At 56.6% G+C, this 23,363-nt stretch carries 31 protein-coding genes; 19 read left to right on the forward strand and 12 right to left on the reverse strand.

The window, feature by feature from the left end:
* The first annotated feature begins 15 nt into the window (after positions 1-15).
* The gene (gene dapA / locus SYC_RS11890; protein ID WP_011244557.1) at positions 16-915 is read left to right on the forward strand and encodes a 4-hydroxy-tetrahydrodipicolinate synthase; all 900 of its coding nucleotides are present in this window, start codon (positions 16-18) and stop codon (positions 913-915) included.
* 48 nt (positions 916-963) lie between these two features.
* Entirely contained in the window at positions 964-2,793 is a 1,830-nt protein-coding gene (locus tag SYC_RS11895; protein ID WP_011244558.1) for a ribonuclease J, read from the forward strand.
* Between the two features lie 98 nt (positions 2,794-2,891).
* Here SYC_RS11895 and SYC_RS11900 read toward each other — a convergent pair whose 3' ends face one another.
* The gene (locus SYC_RS11900; RefSeq protein WP_011244559.1) at positions 2,892-3,119 is read right to left on the reverse strand and encodes a hypothetical protein; all 228 of its coding nucleotides are present in this window, start codon (positions 3,117-3,119) and stop codon (positions 2,892-2,894) included.
* A gap of 93 nt (positions 3,120-3,212) precedes the next feature.
* Here SYC_RS11900 and queF point away from each other — a divergent pair, with 93 nt between their 5' ends.
* Positions 3,213-3,737, forward strand: a complete 525-nt coding sequence (gene queF, locus SYC_RS11905) for a preQ(1) synthase (protein WP_011244560.1) — start codon at positions 3,213-3,215, stop codon at positions 3,735-3,737.
* A complete protein-coding gene (locus SYC_RS11910; RefSeq protein WP_011244561.1) occupies positions 3,737-4,546 on the forward strand; it encodes a DUF362 domain-containing protein in 810 nt (269 codons plus the stop codon). The genes queF and SYC_RS11910 overlap by 1 nt, the downstream gene beginning before the upstream one ends.
* A gap of 11 nt (positions 4,547-4,557) precedes the next feature.
* Here SYC_RS11910 and SYC_RS11915 read toward each other — a convergent pair whose 3' ends face one another.
* Positions 4,558-5,826 carry an RNA-guided endonuclease InsQ/TnpB family protein gene (locus SYC_RS11915; protein ID WP_011244562.1) on the reverse strand — a complete coding sequence of 423 codons (1,269 nt, stop codon included), beginning with the start codon at positions 5,824-5,826 and terminating at the stop codon, positions 4,558-4,560.
* 99 nt (positions 5,827-5,925) lie between these two features.
* Here SYC_RS11915 and SYC_RS11920 point away from each other — a divergent pair, with 99 nt between their 5' ends.
* The 6 genes from SYC_RS11920 (at position 5,926) to SYC_RS11945 (ending at position 11,113) form a co-directional block, all read left to right on the forward strand.
* Complete coding sequence (locus SYC_RS11920; RefSeq protein WP_011244563.1) at positions 5,926-7,293, forward strand: UDP-N-acetylmuramoyl-tripeptide--D-alanyl-D-alanine ligase; 1,368 nt, start codon at positions 5,926-5,928, stop codon at positions 7,291-7,293.
* A gap of 51 nt (positions 7,294-7,344) precedes the next feature.
* Positions 7,345-7,851, forward strand: coding sequence for a pentapeptide repeat-containing protein (locus SYC_RS11925; RefSeq protein WP_011378213.1), 507 nt, complete (start codon positions 7,345-7,347; stop codon positions 7,849-7,851).
* A gap of 85 nt (positions 7,852-7,936) precedes the next feature.
* Positions 7,937-8,677, forward strand: coding sequence for an esterase/lipase family protein (locus tag SYC_RS11930; RefSeq protein ID WP_011244565.1), 741 nt, complete (start codon positions 7,937-7,939; stop codon positions 8,675-8,677).
* Positions 8,678-8,813: 136 nt separating this feature from the next.
* Positions 8,814-10,340, forward strand: a complete 1,527-nt coding sequence (gene bchB / locus SYC_RS11935; RefSeq protein WP_011244566.1) for a ferredoxin:protochlorophyllide reductase (ATP-dependent) subunit B — start codon at positions 8,814-8,816, stop codon at positions 10,338-10,340.
* 56 nt (positions 10,341-10,396) lie between these two features.
* On the forward strand, positions 10,397-10,741 hold the full coding sequence (locus tag SYC_RS11940; RefSeq protein WP_011244567.1) for a DUF2605 domain-containing protein: 345 nt from the start codon (positions 10,397-10,399) through the stop codon (positions 10,739-10,741).
* 12 nt (positions 10,742-10,753) lie between these two features.
* The gene (locus SYC_RS11945; protein WP_011244568.1) at positions 10,754-11,113 is read left to right on the forward strand and encodes a DUF2973 domain-containing protein; all 360 of its coding nucleotides are present in this window, start codon (positions 10,754-10,756) and stop codon (positions 11,111-11,113) included.
* Here SYC_RS11945 and SYC_RS11950 read toward each other — a convergent pair whose 3' ends face one another.
* The 3 genes from SYC_RS11950 to SYC_RS11960 are packed head-to-tail and all read right to left on the reverse strand — an operon-like array spanning position 11,114 to position 12,999.
* Positions 11,114-11,740, reverse strand: a complete 627-nt coding sequence (locus SYC_RS11950; protein ID WP_011244569.1) for a rhomboid family intramembrane serine protease — start codon at positions 11,738-11,740, stop codon at positions 11,114-11,116.
* A 42-nt stretch (positions 11,741-11,782) separates the two neighbouring features.
* Positions 11,783-12,241, reverse strand: a complete 459-nt coding sequence (locus SYC_RS11955) for a hypothetical protein (protein ID WP_011244570.1) — start codon at positions 12,239-12,241, stop codon at positions 11,783-11,785.
* Complete coding sequence (locus tag SYC_RS11960) at positions 12,241-12,999, reverse strand: ParA family protein (RefSeq protein WP_011244571.1); 759 nt, start codon at positions 12,997-12,999, stop codon at positions 12,241-12,243. The genes SYC_RS11955 and SYC_RS11960 overlap by 1 nt, the downstream gene beginning before the upstream one ends.
* Positions 13,000-13,169: 170 nt before the next feature.
* Here SYC_RS11960 and SYC_RS11965 point away from each other — a divergent pair, with 170 nt between their 5' ends.
* The 3 genes from SYC_RS11965 (at position 13,170) to trxA (ending at position 15,544) form a co-directional block, all read left to right on the forward strand.
* A complete protein-coding gene (locus SYC_RS11965) occupies positions 13,170-13,619 on the forward strand; it encodes a CAAD domain-containing protein (protein ID WP_011244572.1) in 450 nt (149 codons plus the stop codon).
* A gap of 132 nt (positions 13,620-13,751) precedes the next feature.
* Positions 13,752-14,915: a GuaB3 family IMP dehydrogenase-related protein gene (locus SYC_RS11970; protein WP_011244573.1), complete on the forward strand. Its 1,164-nt coding sequence runs from the start codon at positions 13,752-13,754 to the stop codon at positions 14,913-14,915.
* A gap of 305 nt (positions 14,916-15,220) precedes the next feature.
* On the forward strand, positions 15,221-15,544 hold the full coding sequence (gene trxA / locus SYC_RS11975) for a thioredoxin (protein WP_011244574.1): 324 nt from the start codon (positions 15,221-15,223) through the stop codon (positions 15,542-15,544).
* A 251-nt stretch (positions 15,545-15,795) separates the two neighbouring features.
* On the opposite strand, the gene hisA is transcribed toward trxA, so the two are convergent.
* Genes hisA through SYC_RS11990 form a run of 3 tightly spaced genes read right to left on the reverse strand, consistent with a single transcriptional unit; the run spans position 15,796 to position 17,484 of the window.
* Positions 15,796-16,566: a 1-(5-phosphoribosyl)-5-[(5-phosphoribosylamino)methylideneamino]imidazole-4-carboxamide isomerase gene (gene hisA, locus SYC_RS11980; protein WP_011244575.1), complete on the reverse strand. Its 771-nt coding sequence runs from the start codon at positions 16,564-16,566 to the stop codon at positions 15,796-15,798.
* A 33-nt stretch (positions 16,567-16,599) separates the two neighbouring features.
* On the reverse strand, positions 16,600-16,857 hold the full coding sequence (locus SYC_RS11985) for a TIGR02450 family Trp-rich protein (protein WP_011244576.1): 258 nt from the start codon (positions 16,855-16,857) through the stop codon (positions 16,600-16,602).
* Positions 16,858-17,484 (reverse strand): hypothetical protein, encoded by a 627-nt coding sequence (locus tag SYC_RS11990; protein ID WP_011378210.1) that lies wholly within the window; start codon positions 17,482-17,484, stop codon positions 16,858-16,860. It lies immediately after the preceding gene.
* A gap of 123 nt (positions 17,485-17,607) precedes the next feature.
* Between SYC_RS11990 and SYC_RS11995 the strand changes: the two genes are divergently transcribed.
* Entirely contained in the window at positions 17,608-18,549 is a 942-nt protein-coding gene (locus SYC_RS11995; protein ID WP_011244578.1) for an NAD-dependent epimerase/dehydratase family protein, read from the forward strand.
* On the opposite strand, the gene pgsA is transcribed toward SYC_RS11995, so the two are convergent.
* Positions 18,546-19,055 carry a CDP-diacylglycerol--glycerol-3-phosphate 3-phosphatidyltransferase gene (gene pgsA / locus SYC_RS12000; RefSeq protein ID WP_039755939.1) on the reverse strand — a complete coding sequence of 170 codons (510 nt, stop codon included), beginning with the start codon at positions 19,053-19,055 and terminating at the stop codon, positions 18,546-18,548. The two genes, SYC_RS11995 and pgsA, sit on opposite strands and share 4 nt — an antisense overlap.
* Positions 19,056-19,140: 85 nt before the next feature.
* Here pgsA and SYC_RS12005 point away from each other — a divergent pair, with 85 nt between their 5' ends.
* Positions 19,141-19,605: a CBS domain-containing protein gene (locus tag SYC_RS12005; RefSeq protein WP_011244580.1), complete on the forward strand. Its 465-nt coding sequence runs from the start codon at positions 19,141-19,143 to the stop codon at positions 19,603-19,605.
* Between the two features lie 6 nt (positions 19,606-19,611).
* Positions 19,612-20,271, forward strand: a complete 660-nt coding sequence (nblB, locus tag SYC_RS12010) for a phycobilisome degradation protein NblB (protein WP_011378209.1) — start codon at positions 19,612-19,614, stop codon at positions 20,269-20,271.
* On the opposite strand, the gene SYC_RS14020 is transcribed toward nblB, so the two are convergent.
* Together SYC_RS14020 and SYC_RS12015 are read right to left on the reverse strand one after the other, a co-directional pair.
* Entirely contained in the window at positions 20,268-20,441 is a 174-nt protein-coding gene (locus SYC_RS14020) for a hypothetical protein (RefSeq protein WP_173282536.1), read from the reverse strand. The genes nblB and SYC_RS14020 overlap by 4 nt on opposite strands.
* A gap of 66 nt (positions 20,442-20,507) precedes the next feature.
* Positions 20,508-20,867 carry a tetratricopeptide repeat protein gene (locus tag SYC_RS12015; protein WP_011244583.1) on the reverse strand — a complete coding sequence of 120 codons (360 nt, stop codon included), beginning with the start codon at positions 20,865-20,867 and terminating at the stop codon, positions 20,508-20,510.
* A gap of 169 nt (positions 20,868-21,036) precedes the next feature.
* On the opposite strand from SYC_RS12015, the gene SYC_RS12020 reads away from it, so the two are divergent.
* Positions 21,037-21,765, forward strand: coding sequence for a Bax inhibitor-1/YccA family protein (locus SYC_RS12020; protein ID WP_011378207.1), 729 nt, complete (start codon positions 21,037-21,039; stop codon positions 21,763-21,765).
* Between the two features lie 76 nt (positions 21,766-21,841).
* Here SYC_RS12020 and SYC_RS12025 read toward each other — a convergent pair whose 3' ends face one another.
* Entirely contained in the window at positions 21,842-22,384 is a 543-nt protein-coding gene (locus SYC_RS12025; protein ID WP_231621282.1) for a dihydrofolate reductase family protein, read from the reverse strand.
* 230 nt (positions 22,385-22,614) lie between these two features.
* Here SYC_RS12025 and SYC_RS12030 point away from each other — a divergent pair, with 230 nt between their 5' ends.
* Both SYC_RS12030 and SYC_RS12035 read left to right on the forward strand, forming a co-directional pair.
* Complete coding sequence (locus SYC_RS12030) at positions 22,615-22,881, forward strand: hypothetical protein (protein ID WP_234701776.1); 267 nt, start codon at positions 22,615-22,617, stop codon at positions 22,879-22,881.
* A 102-nt stretch (positions 22,882-22,983) separates the two neighbouring features.
* Positions 22,984-23,349 (forward strand): response regulator, encoded by a 366-nt coding sequence (locus tag SYC_RS12035; RefSeq protein ID WP_011378206.1) that lies wholly within the window; start codon positions 22,984-22,986, stop codon positions 23,347-23,349.
* Positions 23,350-23,363 lie beyond the last annotated feature (14 nt).

Below are 23,363 nucleotides of genomic sequence, written 5' to 3' on the forward strand. Positions count from 1 at the left end.
CGTTTGCAGCACGCGATGCCCCAGCCTTATCCCTTCGGCCGTGTGATCACGGCCATGATTACTCCATTCAATGCCGAGGGCCAGGTGGCCTACGACATTGCTCAGTCCTTAGCTGTCCACCTGGTTGAACAGGGCAGTGATGGCCTTGTGATTTGTGGCACCACTGGTGAGTCACCCACCCTCACTTGGGAAGAAGAACTGCAACTGTTCCGGGCCGTGAAAGAAGCAGTGGGCGATCGTGCCGCTGTGATTGCCGGCACTGGCTCCAATTGCACCCGTGAGGCGATCGCGGCCACCCAAAGTGCTGCAACCCTTGGGCTAAACGGTAGCTTGCAAGTGGTGCCCTACTATAACAAGCCACCCCAGGAAGGGCTGTATGCTCATTTTCGGGCGATCGCTGAAGCCTGTCCCGACCTGCCCCTGATGCTGTACAACATCCCTGGGCGAACCGGTCAAAGCCTTCAACCCGAAACGGTTGCTAGACTGGCGTCACTCCCGAATGTGGTCGCCATCAAAGCAGCCAGTGGCAATGTTGAAGAAGTCAGCGCGCTGCGTCAGCTGCTGCCCGATTCCTTTGCCATCTACTCCGGTGATGACTCGCTCACCCTGCCGATGCTGGCAGTCGGTGCCCAAGGCGTGGTTAGCGTTGCCAGCCATCTGGTTGGACCCCAGCTGCAAGCCCTCATCCAAGCGTTCGAAGCAGGGAATGTGGCACGAGCGCAACAGTTGCACCATCAGCTCTACCCGCTGTTTAAGGCGTTGTTCCTGACCACCAATCCCATCCCTGTGCGAGCGGCTATGGAATTGCTGGGCTGGTCAATCGGGCTTCCTCGTCTGCCCTTGGTGCCTGCGAGCGCAGAAATTCGTCAAGCGCTGGCGAGTTGTTTAACGGAACTCGGTCTTTACACCGCTTAGCAAGTTCCCCAAGTTTGTCCTTTCTTTTACTTGTTGACTCTCAAGCCTATGCCTTCTCAAAAACCCATCATCGTCTCCAAAACCAGTGCTGCTGCTAGCTCTAGTTCTGACCGGCTGCGGATTATTCCCTTGGGCGGTCTTCACGAGATTGGCAAGAACACTTGTATCTACGAAGTCGGCGATGAAATTCTGCTGGTTGATGCTGGGTTAGCCTTCCCGACGGATGGGATGCATGGTGTAAATGTCGTGCTGCCCGACATGACCTACCTACGGGAAAATCAGCATCGCATTAAGGCGATGGTGGTCACCCATGGTCACGAAGACCACATCGGTGGCATTCCCTTTCACTTGCGTCAGCTCGACATCCCGATCATCTATGGGCCACGTCTGGCGATGGCCTTGCTTGCCGGGAAGTTGGAGGAAGCCGGTGTTGTTGGCCGCGCCAATGTCAAAACCGTGCAACCCCGCGAAGTGGTGCGCATTGGTCAAAACTTCCTAGTCGAGTTCATTCGCAATACCCACTCGATCGCGGACAGTTTTACGCTGGCGATTCGCACACCCTTGGGTGTAGTGATTCACACCGGTGACTTTAAGTTCGACCACACGCCTGTGGATGGCGAAACCTTCGACATTCAACGGCTGGCAGATTACGGCGAACAAGGCGTTCTCTGTCTGGTCAGTGATTCGACCAACGCGGAGCTTCCCGGCTTCACGCCGTCTGAACGATCGGTTTTCCCCAATCTCGATCGTGCCTTTTCCCAGGCACAGGGTCGCTTGATTGTTACGACCTTTGCCTCATCGGTGCACCGGGTCAACATGATCCTCGAGCTGGCGAAGAAGCATGGTCGCAAAGTCACAGTCCTAGGGCGATCGATGCTCAACGTCATCGCTCATGCCCGCAATTTGGGCTACATCCATTGCAGCGATGATCTGTTCCTGCCCCCGAAGGAGCTACGGGATCATCCCGATCGCGACGTGCTGATTTTGACCACCGGCAGCCAAGGCGAGCCGCTGGCAGCCCTGACGCGGATTGCGCGACAAGAGCATCCACAGGTCAAGATTCGCCAAGGCGACACGGTGATCTTCTCGGCCAACCCAATTCCGGGCAACACCATCTCTGTGGTCAACACGATTGACCAACTGATGATGCAGGGTGCTCACGTTGTTTACGGCAAGGGTGCCGGCATCCACGTTTCGGGACACGGCTGCCAAGAAGACCAAAAGCTGATGATCGCGCTGACCAAGCCGAAGTTCTTCGTGCCGGTCCACGGCGAGCACCGGATGTTGGTACAGCACTGCAAAACGGCCCAATCGATGGGCGTGCCGCCGGAACACATGATCGTGATCGACAACGGCGACACGGTGGAGCTGACGCCGGAATCGATTGGTTTGGGCGATCGCGTCACCGCTGGGATTGAACTGGTCGATACCTCTCGTACGGGTTTGGTGGATGGCAAGGCGCTCAAAGAGCGTCAGCAGCTGGCCGAAGACGGCTTAGTCTCCCTGTCGGCACTGGTCAATAGCCAAGGTCAACTCGTCGACGCTCCCACGGTTCATCTACGGGGTGTTGTCACCTCGGCAGACCCGCGTCGCGTCAGCGTTTGGGCACAAAAAGAAGTGGAAATGGCGCTCGACAATCGTTGGGCTGACTACTGTCGCCGCTTGCCCAGTGGTGAGCTGGATGTCGATTGGGTGGGTCTACATGCCGAGGTCGAAGTAGGGATGCAACGCCGCCTCAAGCGGGAGCTGCAATGCGTGCCAATGATTCTCTGTACCTTGCAGTCAGTGCCTAGCGTGGCAGCACAGCCCGCTGAAGAAGATAACCGCATGCGCCGCCGCCGTTCTTCAGCTCCGATCAAAGTGGGCGCCAAGCTCTAAACCCTAAGAGCGATCGCTCTTTACGTCAAAGCCCCTGCATTGCAGGGGCTTTTTCTGTTGAGGGAGGGGTCAGATGCGATTGCAACGTCGTGAAGAGCTTAGGCTATAGACTCCGCGAGTTGCAGAAACTGATGGCGTTCTAGAGTCACTTCGCCGTGATCCGGCACCCACGCAATCCAGGCATCATTCAAGGCTTCACACATCAAGAGAGCACGGTCGTAGCTGTACTCAGAACAGCGATCGCGCAATTGCACCCACTGGCGCGGCATTGGAACGAACCGATCTGAAGCCGCAATGCCCTGAGAAACTGGAAGAATCGTGCTCATGGGCCACCTTTGGTAGCAACGGATACAAAAATTCTAGGTTTTGGTATTTGGCGATCGCTGAATTCCGGAACAAACTTAACCTCCTGTTGAGCCATGGGCAGAGAAGGTTGGTCAAGAGTCCTGAGCGCGACAGGCGAGAATAGAGAGCGATCGCTGCAGAAGTTCATGACCGAAACGCTCACTCAACTCGGCCAAATGGTTGGCCTGCCGGCTAGCCCAGAGGTTGCCGTTCTAGAAACCTTCGACAACCCCCACCCCGATCGCCAGTACCTCGTGCGGTTTGTTGCGCCGGAATTCACCTCGCTTTGCCCGCTGACAGGGCAGCCGGATTTTGCTCATTTGGTGCTCGACTACGTTCCCGATCAACGGTTGGTCGAAAGCAAGTCACTCAAGCTGTTTTTGGGCAGCTTCCGCAATCACGGTGCCTTCCACGAAAACTGTACCCTCACGATCGCCAAGCGCCTCGAAGAAGCGATGAACCCGACGTGGCTACGCTTGGGCGGTTACTGGTATCCGCGCGGTGGTTTGCCGATCGATGTCTTCTACCAATCGGGGGAACCGCCGGCTGGCGTTTGGGTACCAGAGCAAGGGGTTGCACCCTATCGGGGTCGCGGCTGATGCCAGCGGCAACTGAGACAGTTCAGCAGGCAGCGGTAGCCGACTTTCGTTACACACCTCCACCCGCAGCAGCTACGGCTCGACGGATTCTCGTCAAACCCAATCTGGGCTATCCGGTGGGGCCGCCTGTCACCGTGGGGATGCCGGTATTGAAAGCTGTGCTGACGGGACTGCGACAGGTTAATCCCAGCGCCGAAATCCTGATCGTGGAAGGGGTTTGCTCACCGGTGCCTCTGTCTGAAATTGCCGATCGCTTGGGGGTGCGATCGCTCTTGGATGAGGGCATGCAGCTTTTGGATGCTGACCAGCTGCCCCAGGCAGAATATCCCAATCGACTACCGAGCCCGACCCGCTTTGCCAGCCTTTGGGCTCCGCGGCTGCTAGCGGAAGTGGACTGCCGAATCACGGTCGGGACGCTCAAACAGACCAATCTCCAGAGCAGTCCGCTGATTTCTGCTTCGCTCAAAAATCTCTACGGACTGCTGCCGCGCGATCGCTACAAAGCGCGGAGTAGCCACTCGCGGGGACAACTGCATCGCCCTTCGGTGCCATTGGTGTTGCGCGACGTCTGGGGCTGCATTGGCCATCTGTTCGATGGGGCAGTCGTGGATGGCAGTTGGCGCTACATTAGTCCCGACTGGAAACCCGATCGCGCCAAGGCGGGTCAATGGCTCGGCCAAGTGATCTGGGGAGAGGATCCGATCGCGGTGGACCGCCAAGCCTGTCGTGTGGCTCAGTTCGAGGAACCGGAGTATCTGCAAACCTTGGCACAGTGGCGACAAAACCTCTTGACATGCCCCCCGTCCTAAAGAACAGGGATTCAAACAGCCTCGCGGCTTGTTCTTACTGGTTCAGCGACTGCACTTACAGAAGTGGGTTGCCCTACTTCGGCAGAGGTGCTTATCTCCCCAGTCGTTTGCTCTTGCGACCCGGTTTCGGCATGCCCTGCCGTACCGTTGTTCCATTCCGCGCCGACGACTTCTAACCCTCGCTTGAGGATATTGAGCGCGGCATTTTGGTCGCGGCAAATCGTTAAGCCGCAGTGTGGGCAGTCATGGGTTCTGGTCGAGAGTGACTTCTGCACCCGATAACCGCAACCAGAGCAGTCTTGGCTGGTGTAGGCCGGATTAACCGCGACGACGACTTTTCTCCAAAGTTTGCCGTAGTAGCCCAGCCAGTGGGTGAACTGCGTCCAGCCTGCATCGTGGATGGATTTTGCTAAGTGTCGGCTGCGAACTAAGTTAGGCACCCGCAAATCTTCATAGACCACGATGTCGTTAGACACCATTACGCGCCGTGCTTGTTCAATAGCCCAGCTTTTACGTTGGCGCTGAATTTTGAGGTGGACTTTGCCCATTCGCTGACGTTGCTTGTGGTAGTTCTTGCTCTGAGGCTTCGCTCCTTTCTTGAACCGCTTGGATAGCCGCCGTTGGGCCCGTCTGAGCCGCTTTTCTCCCTTGCGGAAAAACTTGGGACAAGCAACCTCAGCGCCATTAGAGTCCTTGGTGAAATACTTCAGCCCCAAGTCCAAGCCAATGACGTTGCCGCTGTAGACTCCAGCTTCCTGTCGTTCTACGTCCAAACAGAACTGAGCGTAGTACCCATCAGCACGGCGCACCACCCGAACGCGGTTGATTTTGGATGACAGAATTAACTGCCGAGCAGAACCGTCCAACCACAGCTCCAACTGACCCGCCTTAAAACCGTCGGTGAACGTGATCGACATCCCATCATCCGAGAGTTTCCAGCCCGACGTTTTGTACTCCACTGAGCGGGAATGCTTTTTGAACTTGGGATAGCCCTTGTGTTTCGCGCCCTCCTTGCAACGGCGATAAAAAGACTGAATCGACTGCCAAGTCCGTTCCGCGGCTGCTTGTCGAGCCTGCGAATTCAGCAAGCCCATCCAAGGCTGCTCAGCATCTTTAGCTAAGACAGCACAGAACTTTTGCAAGTCGTTTTTGCTAACCCCAGCGTTGTCTCGCCAGTAGCGAAGACAGCGGTTGTGGACACACTGAGCCGTGCGGATTGCTGCATCGAGTTGGGCAAACTGCTCAGGGGTTCCAGCTAACTTGGCTTCACGGATTAACATAGTCTTATCCTGGCATTAGTCAGGATAAAGCTGTCCTCAAGGACGGGGCTTTAAACCCAGCGCCAAGGGTAAACTGATCCAGCGATCGCCGGAGCGGGTATGGCTACTTTCTTCTCGCCGTTTCAGATTCAGCTGGGTTTGGGTGCTATCCCCCTTCAAGTCGGAGAGGCTTGCGATCGTCCCGCCCGATCGCTCACGACCGATTCCCGCCAGATCCAACCCGGCGACATTTTTCTGGCCTTGCGGGGCGATCGCTTTGATGGCCATGACTTTGTCGCTCAAGCCCTTGCCGATGGTGCGATCGCTGCGATCGTCGATAGGGACTATCAGCCGCCCAGTGATTTAGCCGCGGGCCATCTCCTGCAAGTGGACAATACCCTTTGGGCTTATCAGGAAGTGGCGCGGCTCTGGCGACAGCGCTGTTCCTTGCCCCTGATTGGCATCACAGGATCCGTGGGCAAAACCACGACAAAAGAACTGATCGCCGCGATGCTGGCGGTGCGCGGGCCGGTGCTGAAACCGGAGGCCAACTACAACAACGAAATCGGCGTTCCCAAGACCGTTTTGCAGATCGATCCCGATCACCATTGGGCAGCCGTGCTGGAAATGGGAATGCGCGGCCGTGGTCAAATTGCCGAGCTAGCCCGCATTGCCCAGCCAAATATTGCGGTGATCACCAACGTCGGCACAGCCCATATCGGTCTACTCGGATCCGAACAGGCGATCGCGGAAGCCAAGTGTGAACTGCTGGCGCAACTGTCCGGCACAGGGCTGGCAATTTTGAACGCTGATAACCACCGCCTGATCGCGACGGCTCAACGGCTGAACTTACCGCGCTGTCGCACCTATGGCTTGCAGAATGGCGACTTGCAGGGTCAGCTTATTGATCTAGAAACCTTGGTTGTTGAGGGTCAGCGCTTCCGGCTGCCGTTGCCCGGGGCTCACAACGCTCTTAACTTCCTCGCGGGTCTGGCGATCGCTCAGGAATTGGGGCTGGACTGGGAGGCTTTCCGCGACTTAAGCGTGACGCTGCCCCAAGGTCGGGCGCGGCGCATTGAACTGTCGCCGGATATCGTCCTGCTTGATGAAACCTACAACGCGGGCTTGGAGTCGATGTTGGCAGCGCTGCAGCTTTTGGCGGATACGCCGGGCCAACGCCGGATTGCAGTGCTGGGCACGATGAAGGAATTGGGCGATTTCAGCGAAACCTACCATCGCCAAGTTGGCGAAAAAGCGGCTGCCCTCGGTCTCGATCGCCTCTTGATCTATGCTGACCCGACAGAAGCGGCTGCCATGCAAGCGGGAGCTTCTGCGATCGCCACGCAGATCTTCACCAACGCTGAGGATTTGCTAAGCGAGCTCCGCCAGTCTGTCCAGACGGGCGATCGCCTGCTGTTTAAAGCCTCGCGCAGTGTCGCCCTCGATCGCATCCTCGCGGACTTTGTGGCAGTCTACAGTGCTGTCTGAGCGACGTGAAGAAATGTTAACCTCAGCCTTGGACGATGTGGAGTGCAAGCTGTGAAAGTGTGGCAACGCTGGGTCAAAGGATTGGTACTCGCGATCGCGATCGCATTGGTTGTGGCGCCGACTGCTGCTTGGGCAGCCAGTTCCGCAGCGATTCGTGCCTTTGATGATGCGGAGGTCACCCGCCAAGACTATTCCGGCCAAAGCCTGATTCAAGCGGAATTTGCCAGCGTCCGGCTCAAGGGCGTCAGCTTCCGAGGCGCTGATTTGCGCGGCGCAGTTTTCAATGGCGTCGATCTGCGTGAGGCCAACTTTGAAGATGCGGATTTCACCGACGGCATCGCCTACGTCAGCGATCTGCGCAATGTCAATTTCCGCAATGCCAATCTCACCTCGGCCATGTTGCTGCAATCAGAACTGCAAGGCTCTGATGTGACCGGTGCTGATTTCAGCTTTGCGGTGCTCAGCAAGCAACAAATTACAGCGCTCTGTGAAACTGCCAGCGGCACTAACCCCAAAACGGGCGCGGATACCCGTGAGTCGCTCGGCTGCCCCGACTAAATCTCAATCGATGACTCAACTCAGCGATCGCTTCTGGACTAAAGGGGCGATCGCTTGTTCTCTTTTTGGGGAAAATTGACTTCCTATGGACCCAGTCAGCACCAGTTCTGCGCAGCCTGCCACAACTGTCCAAGGCTTGCCGACGGTTATCCTGCCGGGCTACTTAGCGGGTGCTGCACCCTATCAGCCCTTGGCACAGTGGCTGAGCGATCGCGGTTTTCTAACCACGGTGGTGCCGCTCCAACGCAGCGACTGGTTCCCGACTTTGGGCGGTAGACCCGTGACGCCGATCCTAGAGGCGCTGGAAGCGACGGTTGCTCAAGTTCTGGCAGCCACAGGTGCAGCGAAAATCAATTTGATCGGCCATTCAGCCGGCGGCTGGATTTCACGAATTTGGTTGGGCGATCGCCCCTATGGGCCGACTCAGCAGGCTTGGCAGGGACGCGATCGCACGGCAGTGCTGATCTGCCTTGGCACCCCGCACCGCAGCCAAGAGCGCTGGACACGCCGCAATATCGATTTCGTCAATGAGCACTATCCAGATGCATTCTTCAAAGATGTTCGCTACGTCTGTGTCGCCGGTAAAGCCGTACAGGGGGCGCGCCGCTGGGGACAGTGGGTGGCTTACAACAGCTACAGCTTAACGATCGGTCAAGGCGACAGTTGGGGCGATGGGATCACGCCGATCGCGGCCGCCCACCTCGAAGGCGCTTTGAATCTAACCTACGAGGCGGTCTATCACTCACCCCGCCCGAATCGACTCTGGTATGGCAGCCCAGAAATTGCCGAACAGTGGCGATCGCACCTGGTTACAACAGCGGCGTAACGACCAGCGCAGCAACGACTCCAGCAACGTAACGTTTCTCCTGCGATCGCTGTGGATCAGGGTTGGCTTTGCCACCATCGGGAAGTGACCCGCGATCGGGGCGGGCCTTGGCTTTTCAGTCCCCAGGAGCAAGCGCATGAAGCTGGCCTATTGGATGTATGCAGGCCCTGCCCATATCGGCACGCTGCGCATTTCCAGTTCCTTCCGCAACGTGCACGCGATCATGCATGCGCCCTTGGGCGATGACTACTTCAACGTCATGCGATCGATGTTGGAGCGGGAGCGCAACTTTACGCCGGTGACGACCAGTGTGGTCGATCGCAATGTGCTGGCTCGCGGCTCTCAGGAAAAGGTAATCGACAACATTCTGCGCAAGGACACGGAGGAGCGGCCCGACCTGATCGTGCTGACCCCCACCTGTACCTCCAGCATCCTGCAGGAAGATCTCCAGAACTTTGTCGAGCGGGCCAAGGAAAGTGCTCAGTGCGATGTCCTACTAGCGGACGTCAACCACTACCGCGTCAACGAGTTGCAAGCTGCCGACCGCACCCTGGAACAGATTGTCCGCTTTTACCTCGATCGCGCCCAACGGCAAGGCACGCTCCCGAGTCAGCGGACGGAGCAGCCCTCCGTCAATATCTTGGGCATGACCACTCTCGGCTTCCACAACCGCCACGACACCACCGAACTGCAGCGCTTGATGGCGGACTTGGGGATTACCGTGAACGCAGTGATCCCAGCGGGTGCTTCTGTAGAAGAACTCCAGCATCTCCCCCGTGCTTGGTTTAACCTCGTGCCCTACCGTGAGGTGGGGCTGCTGACGGCACAGTACCTCCAGGACACCTTTGATCAGCCAATGGTGGCGATCGCGCCCATGGGCATTACTGCTACGGCAGACTGCATTCGCCAAATTCAACAGGTCTTGAATCAGCAGGGCGCTGCGGTCGATTTTGAACCCTTTATCGATCGCCAGACGCGCTTTGCCTCGGAAGCCGCTTGGTTTAGCCATTCCATCGACTGTCAGAACCTGACGGGCAAACGAGCCGTGGTCTTTGGCGACAACACCCATGCGGCGGCCTTCACCAAAATCCTCAGCCGCGAGATGGGTATTCATGTCGTGCTGGCTGGCACCTACTGCAAACACGATGCCGACTGGTTTGAGGCAGAAGTGGCAGGGTATTGCGACCGCGTGCTGATCAGTGATGACCACAACGCCATTGCCGACGCGATCGCGGAGCTTGAACCAGCCGCGATTTTTGGCACCCAAATGGAGCGCCATGTCGGCAAGCGGCTCAATATTCCCTGCGGCGTTATCGCGGCGCCAGTCCACATCCAGAATTTTCCCGTTGGCTATCGTCCCTTTGTCGGATATGAAGGTGCGAACCAAATCGTCGATTTGGTCTATAACAGCTTCACCCTCGGCATGGAGGATCACCTGCTAGAAATCTTTGGCGGCCATGACACCAAGGAAGTGCTGACCAAAACAGTTTCCGCCGGTAGCGATCTCGACTGGAAACCCGATGGGCTGACGGAACTGAACCGCATTCCCGGCTTCGTGCGCGGCAAAGTCAAGCGCAACACCGAGAAATATGCGAGGGAGCAAGGGCTGACGGCCATTACCGCTGAAGTGCTCTACGCTGCCAAGGAGGCACTCGGGGCGTGATCCCGCTGCCTAGCCAGTGCTGTTAGGATGCGAATGCTGTTGTCTGCGATGCAATCGTGACTTTACCGGAATTGCCTGCCCAGCCTGAACTGCTGAAAGCAATTTTGGAACCGCTGCTCGATGACTTTCTCTTCTGGTTTGATCGGGCAGAACAATTGCTGACCAAAGAGTCGATTGACTTCCTGACGCCAGAAGAGCAGGCTGCCCTTTGCAATCGCTTAGCGGTCGCCACCGCTGAGGTGCGATCGACCCAAGCGCTGTTCAAGGCGATGGACGGCAGTATCGGCATCGAAGTTGCAGTCATGAAGCCTTGGCATGCCTTGGTGACTGAGTGCTGGCAAATTGGTGCCCGCTGGCGGCGAGAGCAAGCACAGCAATTGCCCCCCGAGACGTCACAATAAAACTAGTCCTTGGTGCCTGAACAGACAGGAGGTTTGGTGGTGCTGCAAGCAATCTATATCCTGCTGTTCGCCGTGCTGGCTATTTTGGCGTTTGCCAATCTGTTCCGCAGTTTGTTTAGCCTGGGCATTGCCAGTCAGCGCGTGACCCAGGCCCCGGCTTGGGATGGGGCCTCAGTGCCTCATGAACCCCGTCAGCCCACGCTTCATCCGGAGTTGCTGGACGATCGCGGTCGCCTGATCAATGAGCCGTTGTTGGTGATGCGGCAGATCAGCGTCGAAGATGTGCGCGATCGCCTTGATGCGCTCTACGAAGCGTCACCGGAAAATAAAGGTGGCGACAGCGAAGAGCCCCCCACCGCTCCGCTCGCCTAATTACCAATCGCTCCAATCATCGCGCGCGGCAGGCTCGGCGGGCGTTGCCAACAGTTTTGCAGCGATCGCCCCTCCTACAAAGCCAAAAAGGTGGCCTTCCCAGGAGACGCCATCTTGCAGCGGCAGCACGCCCCAAATCAAGCTGCCGTAGAGGAAGAAAGCAACAACCGCAAAAATCAGCGTCGGGAGACTACGGTCAAACAAACTAGAGCTGAGCAGAAAGCCAAAGAAGCCAAATACTAGGCCACTCGCCCCAACATGAACTGATCGGGCCGATCCAAAGAGCCAAACCCCCAAGCCACTGACCAGCAGCGTGATTCCCAACGTCACCCAAAAGTCGCGCAGACTGCGGAGGATGATCAGCCCACCTAAAACCAGGAACGGTACGGTGTTCGCAAGCAGGTGGGCCAAGTTGAGGTGGAGGAAGGGCGCAAACAAAATGCCCCAAAGTCCGCCGAGATTGCGCGGGCGAATGCCGTAGAAGACCAAGCGATTGCTGAACAGCAGACTGTTGACTAGGGCGATCGCCCACATTGTTCCCAACAGGATTCCGAGGGACTGTACGCCTGCACCCCACTGCACCAGCGCGGTGCGTTTGGGCGGTTGGGGATCGAGAGGAGCCGTCATCGTCAATCTCAGAGCACTTGGGTTCCGGCGATCGCTGCCAGTTTACCAGCCGTGCAGTTTGCGTTTGAGTTGATCGAGTTCCTGGCGTAGCAGCGTGACTTCTTCGCGTAGAGTGGTCTGGCCGAGAACCAAATCCAGCCGCTGGGCGATCGCTTCTTGCAGCAGATCCGCTTCCGATAAACCTTGATCCTGAGCCTGTTGCTGGAGTTGCTGTTGCCAACTGCGGGGGCAGGCCGTGCCCAACCAGACGCGATCGCTACCGTTCCCTTGCCGGAGCCGTTGCAAAAGGCGTTGCTGTAAGTCCGGATCGAGCAGCACTAAATCTAAGGCCGCCTCGATCACATCGCCAGCATGGACGGCGTAGCGATCGCAAAAGGTTTCAAACTCGCGGGGCAGGAGTTGCAGCGGGCGATCGCTCAGTTCGGGGCCGGTCGTGAGGCTTCCTTCCCGTGCGATGGGCGTTCGCGATCGCTTTTTGAGGCGGTCAAAGGCGTCAGTCATCAGCAGCCCAGCTTTTCAAGGATCGTCCGGAAAGGATACTCCAGATCGGCATACCCCAGCGCTGCCAAACTCACGCCTTGGTCGATCGCCTTTTTAAATTGCTCCGATTCCAAAATTGAGGGCAAGATCGGATGGCCTGCGGCAACTTCCTGCATCGATTCCAAACTTTTCTGGCTCTGCTTGGCTTGGGTACGACCCAACCAGCGATCGCGGAAGGGCAAAATCCCCAGAATCTGTCCCTGAAAGGCTTCCACCTCGCTCATTTCCGCCACGAGGTCGAGGGTGCGCAAGAGTGAGTTCAGTCCTTTGGAAGAAGCCTCAGCGGGGATCAAGAGCTGATCGGCCGCGCCCACACTGGTCATGCAGAGCTGCGATCGCTGGGGCGGCGCATCGATCACGCAAAAGTCAAATTGATCCTGCAAAGGACTCAACCGCCGCCGCAAAACAATCGCCCCCATCCCACTTGTCGCTAAAAAATCTTGGGCGCTATCTAAAGCATCATCAGCGGGGATCAGGGCGAGGCGATCGTCCAAGTTCCACAAACTATCAACGACATCAACTTCTTTTTTGAGCACTTCCAGTAAGGTAGCTTGCTCAGAACTCAGCTCACAGCCTAGATAAAAACTCAAGCTGGATTGCGGATCAGCATCGATCATCAACACGCGCTTACCCCGCGCCGCCAGCGATCGCCCGAGGAAAAGTGCCGTGGTGGTTTTTCCTTGTCCGCCTGAGAGCGACGCGCATGTGACCGTCAGCATCGACAACCTCCCAAAGCGAAGACGAAATTATAGACCGGATTGCAAACTAAATTGCCTCCCTTCTTTTTTCTTCAGGCAAGGCGCTATTCTTAGTGCTGATCACCACTTGGGTAAAGCTCTGGTCAGCTCTACACTGAGTTGCTGGTTTTGTGTCATCCCCCGTACTCGCTATGACTTCCGAATCCAACCTGCCTGAATCTGCTGTGTCGCAGTCGGTGCGTCTGGAAGCCCCTCCCCAAGAAGCCTCACCAACGCCCGATAGTGGTGCTCCGCTCACCCTGCCGAGCAGCAATTCTGGCACCACTGCGAGTGAGGTTCAGGAATTGCTTCAGCAGGTGGTTGAATGGCTGTCGATCGATAAGCTAGTCACCCTCTTCCAGCAGTATCGCCAACCGGTAATTGCCGTTGGTTTGGCGATCGCAACCGTCATTCTTTTGAAAGTTGCCCTAGCGATTCTCGGCGCGATCAACGAAGTTCCGCTGCTCGAACCCACCTTCGAAATTGTTGGTTTGGGTTACTCGGCTTGGTTTATTTACCGCTACTTGCTCAAAGCTGAAAGCCGCAGCGAATTGCTGGCGCGTTTCAACGCCCTCAAAAAACAAGTACTGGGTGAGCGCTAATTTTTCTGGCGTCATCGCTGTCTGGGGGGCTAACCAGCCCCCTTTTTGTAGCAGCGGTCACGGACAAGATCACTGAGCGCTGATCAGACCAATTTGATACGCTAGCCTAAATAACCTTTGGGAACGGGACGAGTGGATATCCAACTGGGGCGCGGCAAGACCGTCCGCAGAGCTTACGGCATTGACGAAATTGCGCTTGTACCGGGCGATCGCACGGTAGACCCTGCTGTGACCGACACCCGCTGGACGATCGGCGGAATCGAGCGGGAAATTCCGATTCTGGCCAGTGCCATGGACGGCGTTGTCGACGTCAAAATGGCGGTGCGTCTCTCACAATTGGGAGCGATCGGGGTGATCAACCTTGAAGGCATCCAAACGCGCTACGAAGATCCAGAGCCGATCCTCGATCGTATTGCCTCGGTTGGTCCAACTGAGTTTGTGCCCTTGATGCAGGAACTCTACGCCGTTCCAGTCCAAGAGTCTCTGATCCGCAAGCGGATTGCCGAAGTCAAATCCCAAGGTGGCATTGCTGCAGTCAGTGCGACACCAGCCGGTGCTGCAAAATTTGGCCCTGTCGTTGCTGAAGCCGGTGCTGACCTCTTCTTCATTCAGGCAACGGTCGTTTCGACTGATCACGTTGCCCCCGAGGGGGTTGAACCGCTCGATTTGGCTGCTTTCTGTCAGTCGATGCCCATTCCAGTGATCTTGGGCAACTGCGTCACCTATGACGTTACCCTGAAGCTGCTGAAAGCTGGCGCCGCTGGCATTTTGGTCGGCATTGGCCCCGGTGCAGCCTGTACTTCGCGCGGGGTTCTGGGCGTTGGGATTCCCCAAGCGACTGCTGTCTCGGACTGTGCAGCGGCTCGCGACGACTACGAGCGGGAAACTGGTCGCTATGTACCGATCATTGCGGATGGTGGCCTAATCACCGGTGGTGATATCTGCAAGTGTATTGCTTGCGGTGCCGATGCTGTGATGATTGGCTCTCCCTTCGCACGAGCTGCAGAAGCGCCGGGTCGTGGCTTCCACTGGGGGATGGCGACACCGAGCCCCGTCTTGCCGCGCGGTACCCGTATCAAGGTAGGCACCACCGGCACGCTCGAACAAATCCTGCGCGGACCCGCACAACTGGATGATGGCACTCATAATTTCCTGGGTGCCCTGAAAACCAGTATGGGAACGTTGGGCGCGCAAACCCTCAAGGAAATGCAACAGGTTTCTGTGGTGATTGCGCCTTCCCTGCTGACGGAAGGGAAGGTCTACCAGAAAGCTCAGCAACTGGGGATGGGCAAATAAAGCAAATCAGCCTACATGAGCGATCGCTCATGTGGGTATGAAGAAACCGCTGCGGCCCAAAAGTTCTTGCGGCGCTCTGGAAAAGCATCACTTAGAATGAGGTTAGCGGAGACAAATGTTTCCGTTCACTCCTCACACCACACTTCGCCCGGGCAACGCTCGGGCGTTTTTTATGCGATCGCCCCTAAAACTCTGATCCCCATTGTTAACCCACTTATGAATTCTTTCGTTTCCTAGCAGACAGGGTCATGAGACATCCGCTATCTTAGGATTTTAATGACCTGATCCAAGCAAAGGCTGAACCTATGTCAGTAGCTGCCGCTGTGACAGACGCCACTTTCAAGCAAGAAGTGCTCGAAAGTAGTATTCCGGTACTGGTTGATTTTTGGGCGCCTTGGTGTGGACCTTGTCGGATGGTTGCTCCTGTTGTCGATGAGATTGCTCAGCAATATTCCGATCAAGTCAAAGTTGTCAAAGTCAACACGGACGAAAACCCCAGCGTTGCGAGTCAGTATGGGATTCGTAGCATCCCAACGCTGATGATCTTTAAAGATGGTCAGCGGGTAGATACGGTTGTTGGTGCTGTTCCCAAAACCACCTTGGCGAACACGCTAGATAAACATCTCTAGGATGTTTTTCTTGCTTTAACGTAACGTCTTCTTCATGTCAGCGCCTTGAGTTTTCCTCAGGGCGCTTTTGTGTGCTTGAGCCCTAATGATCGCCACGATCATCGGTGGTCTTTGCACAATAATTCCTAACAAAAAACCCCAAAAATTGGGGGTGTAGTGCTTCTGCTGTGACGAACGCTCAAGTTATGAAGAAAATATTGCAGGCACTCAGGAATAACTGCACAGAAATTTTGATTTTCTTAACCTTTGGCTTAAGCCAAGCGGGAGGAATCATCCACGGCCACATCTTGCCAGCGTCCTGAACCGATCGCCCGTAGGGCCTCTTGGAGATCGACGGCACCGGTATAGAGAGCTTTGCCAACGATCACGCCGCTCACCCCTTGGGCCTCGAGGGGCAGCAAGCTGAGGAGATCAGTTAGCGATCCGACACCACCCGACGCAATGACCGGAATGGAGACTGCAGCCGCGATCGCCCGCAATTCCTCCAGGTTCGGACCTTGAAGCGTGCCATCTCGCCCAATGTCGGTGCAGATCAGTGCGCAAGCGCCCAAGTCTGCCATCTGCTGTGCCAGTGCAACGGCTGTGAGCCCAGAATCTTCCAGCCAGCCCCTTGTGGCGACTTTGCCGCTGCGGGCATCGATCCCCACGGCAATCTGACCCGGAAATTCCCCAGCTAAGGCTTCAACGAGCGCTGGCCTTTCGACCGCCACAGTCCCGAGAATGGCCCGTTCAACCCCGCTGTCAAGCAGGCGAGCCACGGTGTCGCGATCGCGCAGGCCGCCCCCCACTTGAACCGGAATTGAGAGCCGTTGCGCGATCGTTGCGATCGCCTCCGCATTGACAGGTGAACCCTCCTTGGCACCATCTAGGTCGACCAAGTGCAGACGCTGGGCTCCGGCTTCGGCCCAGCGCAAGGCCATTCCCACGGGATCTTTGCCGTAGACTTCCGCCTGATCGTAATCCCCTTGGAAAAGGCGTACGCACTGCCCTCCGAGGAGGTCAATGGCTGGGATTACGTCCATGGAACTGACTTGAAACCTGCAGGATCTAGGCTATCAGTCAGACTCAGCTGTCTCGGCAGCGGCGATCGCTTGTAACGGCTGCCAACCGGGCTGCCAGAGGTCGCGATCGCGCAGGGCTTCTGCGTTGACCCAAAATCGCACTTGTTCATCACAGGCGGCGACGAGTTCAGCAAAGACGAGCTTGCCTTGGTTTTTGCGAGTGACGACCCGAAAATGCCGCCAGCCTAGGGTTTGCTGCTGAGCTGTCCACTGGGAGCCCACCAAGAAGGGAAATCGTTGCTTACGTGCCATTTAGTAAAACTGTACGGCAGTGACTTGGCTGCCGCGAATGGTTAGCAGGGGACTGACCTCAGGGTTGATCCGCTGCCAGAGTTCTTGGCGACCTTCAGTACCGGCGACAACCTGCCGACGTTGATAGCCGCTGGCTTCGAGGAGTGCTGCAGCGTCATCAGGAGCGAGGCCCAGCAGTTGATTGCGCAGGGTCACAATTTGAAGCGCTTTGGTCGGCCCCCATGCCCAACCGGCATTGGCGATTTTGCAGTCGAGTTGCCGGAGGCGATCGCCCCGCAACCAGCCCGATCGCGCCAGATCAGTCCGCAGCCCTGCACTGCCAACTGCTCCTTCAAACACGACCGGTGCCACTTGGAAATACTCGTAACCATCGACCTGATTGAGCACTCGACTGAGGACAGAGACAACAGCGCCGCTGTCTAAGCTTTGGGGGGCTGCTGAGACAGTCGCAGACGAGAGCAGACTGCCGTAAGGACTCGCAAATAACGACACACTCTCATCGCTATAGGCCGTAATTACCCGACCCAGTTGCCCAGTCACAGCACCGCACTCTGCTTGAGCGGCTTGGGGCCAAAGACCCAAACCCAGAACTGCTGCCAAACTAAGCCAAATTCGTTTGCTTGCCATGCCGATCACCTGCTCTCGCTGTATTTTGCGACTACCAGAGGATTTTGACAGCCCTATCCGCTCCTGTCAGCGTGCCCCCGAACCTGCTCTAATGGCGATCGCAGAAGGAATGAGCAAACGGGAATGCGGATCCTTGTCATTGGTGGCAGTCGCTTCATTGGGGTTGCCCTCGTGCGTCAACTGCTCGCTGCTGGGCACGCCGTCACGGTCTTCAACCGCGGCAGCCGCCCTGCTCTGGCAGGCGTGGAGCAATTGGTGGGCGATCGCCAAGATCCCGCTGCTTTGGCTCAACTGCAGGGCCGATCCTTCGACGTTGTTTTTGACAACACAGGTCGCGAAGCTGCCGAAACGCAAGCTCTAGTAGCTAGCCTTGACGGCCAGTTCCAACAGTTGATCTACGTTAGCTCGGCCGGCGTCTATGCCGCCAGTGATCAGCTGCCGCTGCGGGAAAGCGATCCGGTCGATCCCCAAAGTCGCCATCGGGGCAAGTTCGAAACCGAAAATTGGCTCCAGCAACAAGGGCTTCCTTTCACGGCTTTCCGACCGGTCTACATTTACGGCCCCGGCAACTACAATCCGCTGGAACAGTGGTTCTTCGATCGCATTCTGCGTGATCGCCCGCTACCCATTCCCGGAACGGGTCTGCATTTGACTCAGCTCGGACATGTCGAGGACTTGGCGACAGCGATGGTCGCTGCGGTCAAAAACCCCCGCGCGATCGGGCAGATCTACAACCTCTCCGGCGATCGCTACGTCAGCTTTGATGGCTTGGCTCGAGCCTGTGCGATCGCGGCCGGTCGCGATCCCCAAGCATTGCACTTGGTTCACTACGATCCCAAACAGCTCAATCTGGGCAAGCGCAAAGCTTTCCCGATGCGGGCTCAACACTTCATCACTGCGATCGATCAAGCTCGGCAAGATCTCGAGTGGGTGCCCCGTTTTTCACTGATCGACGGTTTGCAGAATTCCCTCCAGAACGACTATTTAGCGCGGGGACTAGATCAGCAAGCTGTGGATTTCAGCTTGGATGAGGAGATTTTGGCGGCAGTCTCCAGCTCACCCTAGGTAGTCTTGCTTGGTCGCAGGTAAGTCCAGCCTGAGATCAAGGTCAGAGCAACGGCAATCCAAAAGCAGCCCAGCCCGAGGGGTAAAAAACGCGGACTGAGGGGTGGCAATAACAGCGCGATCGCAGCGATTTGGACAACGGTTTTGAGCTTGCCCCAGAGATTCGCGCCGCTAATTTTCGGCTGGTTGACCCGCCAACCGGCGATCGTTAGTTCCCGCGCCAAAATCAAAAACACTGCCCAGGTAGGAACCACCTGTTGGGCCACCAGCACCAGCAAGGGTGCTAGCACCAGCAGCTTGTCGACCAAAGGGTCGAGGACTTTCCCGAGATCGCTGACCTGATTGAGGCGCCGCGCGAGCCAGCCATCCAGCCAATCGGTTGCAGCGGCTAGCAAGAAGACCACAAGGGGAACCCAAGTGGGTAAAAGACCCGGTTGCTCCATCCCCACCAGCAAAATCGGCACTGCGAAGAGGCGAGTGAGGGTCACCCATGTGGGCAGCGTGATCGTGGCCATTCGAAAATTTTTACCCCGGTAAATTAATCGCGACGATCGCGATCCCTAAAATTAGAGCAGACCTTAGGCTTCGCCCATGACTGCGACTGTTGCTGATTTCATGACCCGTGACCCGATCAGCGTGAAGCCACAGACCCCGCTGACAGAAGCGATTCGCATCTTGGCAGACAAGCACATCAGTGGACTGCCCGTGGTGGATGAAGCGGGTCAGCTGGTTGGAGTCCTCTCAGAAACTGATCTGATGTGGCGAGAGAGTGGTGTTCCGACACCGCCGCCCTACATCCAAGTGCTCGACAGCTTTATCTACCTTGAAAATCCAGCCCGCTACGAGCAAGAGCTTCACAAAGCCCTCGGTGAAACGGTCGCAGAGGTGATGACGGCCCAACCTTTGACGATCGCAGCCGATCGCCCGCTGCCGGAGGCGGCTCGCCTCTTTAACGATCGAAAGGTGCACCGGCTGTTTGTGCTCTCTGGGGATCACCAGGTGGTCGGCGTGATCACCCGCGGTGATATTATCCGGGCGATGGCACAGGGAGCCTAGGTGCGGATGACTCCGGCGGAAATATCAGCTCTTCTTGATTCGGAAGACTATGGCGATCGCCTCAAGGCGTTAAATGCCATTCGCAATTTGCCGTTGGCAGATGCCTTCGAATTAATTTGTAAAGCGATCGCGGATAGCAATCCGCGGGTTCGTTACGCTGCGGTCAGCCAACTTTCTAACCTTGGGCGTCACGATCGCGATCAAGCCCGCACGATTCTGCTCGATCGGCTGGAAAATGATTCCGAAACCGATGTGCAAGCCGCTGCCGCTGATGCGTTAGGAGCGCTGCGATTTACGGACGTCTATCCAGCGCTCGAGGCGACCTATCAGCAATCGTCCGACTGGGTTTTGCAGTTCAGCATCGTGGCCACCTTGGGAGAACTGGGCGATCGCCGCGCCTTTGATCTGCTGGCAGCGGCGATTGAATCGCCGGTTGAACTGATTCGAACAGCGGCGGTCGCCGCCCTGGGTGAACTCGGCGATGAACGAGCCGTCCCGCTACTCCTTCCCTTGGTCAGCGATGATGACTGGCAGATTCGCCATCGACTGGCGCAAGCTCTGCATCGCTTTACTCATCCCGATGCCCAGGCGGCTTTGGCCCAGCTTTCGCAAGACAAAGCGGCAGCTGTAGCTGCCGCTGCCAGGGGCGATGGTCTAGAAGCCTAGTCTTGCGCGTTCGGGGCAACCTGCTGCTCGAGTTCAGCGATCGCAGCGTTGATCCCGGCCAAACGGGTTTTTAGGTCATCCCGCATCCAACGCAGGAAACGCAGCTTGCGTGACTTGTACTCTTGCTCTGCAGCTGAACTGCTTTCGCAGCCAAGGAAAAAGGGAAACATGGACTGCACTCCGAACTGATGTAACGGATTATTACGCAACTTGCCCGACGGCGTCGGCAGTGGGGGCTACTTTTGAGCGAGCTGTTGCTGCAGTGTTTGGTAGCTCGGATTCTGGGGATCTAGCTTCAGCAACTGATCGAGATACTGTTGCGCTGTGTTTTTGCGGCCAAGCTGCAGCTCTAGTTGCACCAATTGTTCGAGAGCAAAGCGGTTGTTGGGCTCGCGTGCGACCACATTGCGGTAGCCCTGAATTTGTTTCAGTAGGTCCGCGCTGACCAACCCTGCAGTCTCGGACTCCTGACTAGCCTGCCAGCTCGATTGCAGGGCGCTAAAAATGCCAACTGCGCTGGTGCCGATAAAGGCAAAACCGCTGATGTAAACCAACAAAAGTTTGGCAATTCGGGTTTTGCGATCGCTAGCTGCCATACAGAGCCATCCGTCCTACTGGGAGAATTTTCCCAAGCGTTCATTGTCCGATAACGACGAAAAAAGGCGGAAAACCGCCCTGCGCGCGATCGTCACAGTCGCTATGCTGGTAAGCAATCAGCCTCTTGCAGGCACAGCAAAGCCTGCAGCAGATCTGGAGAGATTCTTCATGTCCACCTCGAGCAACTTTCGAGACGCAATTCGTGAGGCCCAGACTAGCGCACTCGTGGGCCCCAGTGTGGTTCGCCGTGCCCTGCCCTTTGTGGGTGGTGGTCTTGTGCTCACCTCCGTCGGTGTTTACGGCGGGCTCGGTGTCCTGGGCAGCAACCCTAGTCTGTTCATGCCCCTGTGGATCGGCTCAATCGTTCTACAGCTAGTGCTGTTCTTTGTTGCCCAAGGCATCGCCTCGCGCGGGAGCAATAGCACTGCCCTACCGCTATTGGCCCTGTATGGTTTGCTCACCGGCTTTTCGCTGACTGGGCTTATTAGTGTTGCCCTCGGCAGTGTCGGAATTGGCGGTCTAGGAGTCGCAGCCCTCGGCTGTGGGATCACCTTTATCTTGGCCAGCATCTTCGGGCAGAAAATGTCCGAATCGACCGGTCAAGCCTTGACCCAAACCGTCACCTTGGGTATTGGCGCTCTGTTCTTGGTGATGCTGGTGCAGCTGATTGGCGGCATCTTCATTCCAGCCCTACGGGGTGGGCTAGAGCTTTTGATTGCTGGTGCTGGCACTGTTCTCTTTATTGGTGCCGCTTTTGTAGACTTCTACACCCTGCCGCGCACCTACCGCGACGACCAATATTTGGCTGCCGCGCTGTCGATGTATTTGACCTACATCAACCTGTTCATCTTCATCCTGCGCTTCCTGATTGCGATTTCTGGTAACAGCCGCGACTAATCACAAGGCGATCGCCGGAACCCTGAAGAAATAATCTGCATGACGGTCAAGTCCAGTGAGGGCTTGGCCGTTTTGTTTAGGGTTCGGTTGAGGGGACTGAGCGATCGCGATGATAGGTGCATTGCAGCAAGCCCGTGGGATAGGACTGTGTTTTGACCAGCTGCCAGCGCTGTTCTGGGAATGGACTTGGAAAGAGAGGAATACCGTTGCCGAGCAAGATGGGATGAATCGAGAGGATCAGTTCATCGAGACAATCGGCTGCTAAACATTGCTGCACTAGCTGACCGCCGCCGACGAGCCAGAAGTTTCGACCCGGTTGCTGCTTCAGCTGGCTGACCCAAAGGGCTGGATTACCCTGTACAACCGTTATGGCTGGATCTGCTGTTTCCGTTAGCGATCGCGAAAAAACATAGATTTGGCAGCCTGGATAGGGGTCGTCACTCAGGCTCATGGAGAGTTCGTAGGTCTTGCGACCCATCAATACTGTGTCGATTTGGCTATAAAACTCGCTGTAGCCATAGTCTGCATCGTCAAACAGCCAATCGATGCCCTCATTGCGACGCGCAATGTAGCCATCCAAACTGGTTGCAATGAAGAGAATCAAACGCCGCTCAGTCATGGTGCTCAGCAATATCGAGGAAGGCGGGGTGATCGCCCCCATGACTGTAGCAACCTAGGGCGAAGGGCCCCGCAGCACTGGCATTGAATCACTCGTTAGACTGCGCCGCGATTGCACTGGAGCTGAGGCATCGCTGACTTGGGACCCAATTTTTGCTTGACGCGTTCAGGAAGCGCGCTATGATTCGGCAGCATTCCAGCGCTTCAAAACGGCTCAAACAGCCGCTTCCCATGGCCTACCCTATCCCGACCAATCGGGAAGAGCTGTTGACGCTCTGCCGTCAACCAGCTGATAGCGAAATATTAGCGACTGCGATCGTGGGCATTATTCAATGGGCTCGCACCCAAGGTCAAAGTTTAGCGGATTTACAGGCTGAAATTTTGACAGAAGATCAGCTCCTCGAACCTGAACAAAGACAGTGGCTGTCTGAGTTATTACTCAAGACTTGGCAGCAATTAGAAACAACGTCTGCCACTCACTCTGCTGAATCTTCCTAGCCTTGGGGTTGGTGTTTTGGCACAATCGTTAAGACATAGGATTGCGATCGTTGCTTTCACCCTGTGGCGGTGAGGTGATCAATCGGGGTGAGAGGATTAGGGATGACTAAAATCTTGTTGGTAGAAGACAACGAAGACAATTGGGATATGTTGTCGCGCCGTCTGACTCGCAAGGGTTTTGAAGTGGTCTTGGCTCACGATGGAGCTGCCGGTGTGGATACGGCACGGCGCGAGCAACCGGATCTGATTTTGATGGATATGAGCTTGCCAGTGATGGATGGCTGGGAGGCCACGCGCCAACTCAAAGCCGATCCTGAACTGCAACAGACGCCGGTGATTGCACTGACTGCCCACGCCATGGCTAGCGATCGCGAAAAGGCGATCGCCGCGGGCTGTGACGACTACGACACCAAGCCAATCGAGCTACCGCGCCTGCTCAGTAAAATTGCTCAGTTGCTCGAACGCTAGAGCCACCGTCGCGA

Source organism: Synechococcus elongatus PCC 6301 (genome assembly GCF_000010065.1).
Classification (GTDB): Bacteria; Cyanobacteriota; Cyanobacteriia; order Synechococcales; family Synechococcaceae; genus Synechococcus; species Synechococcus elongatus.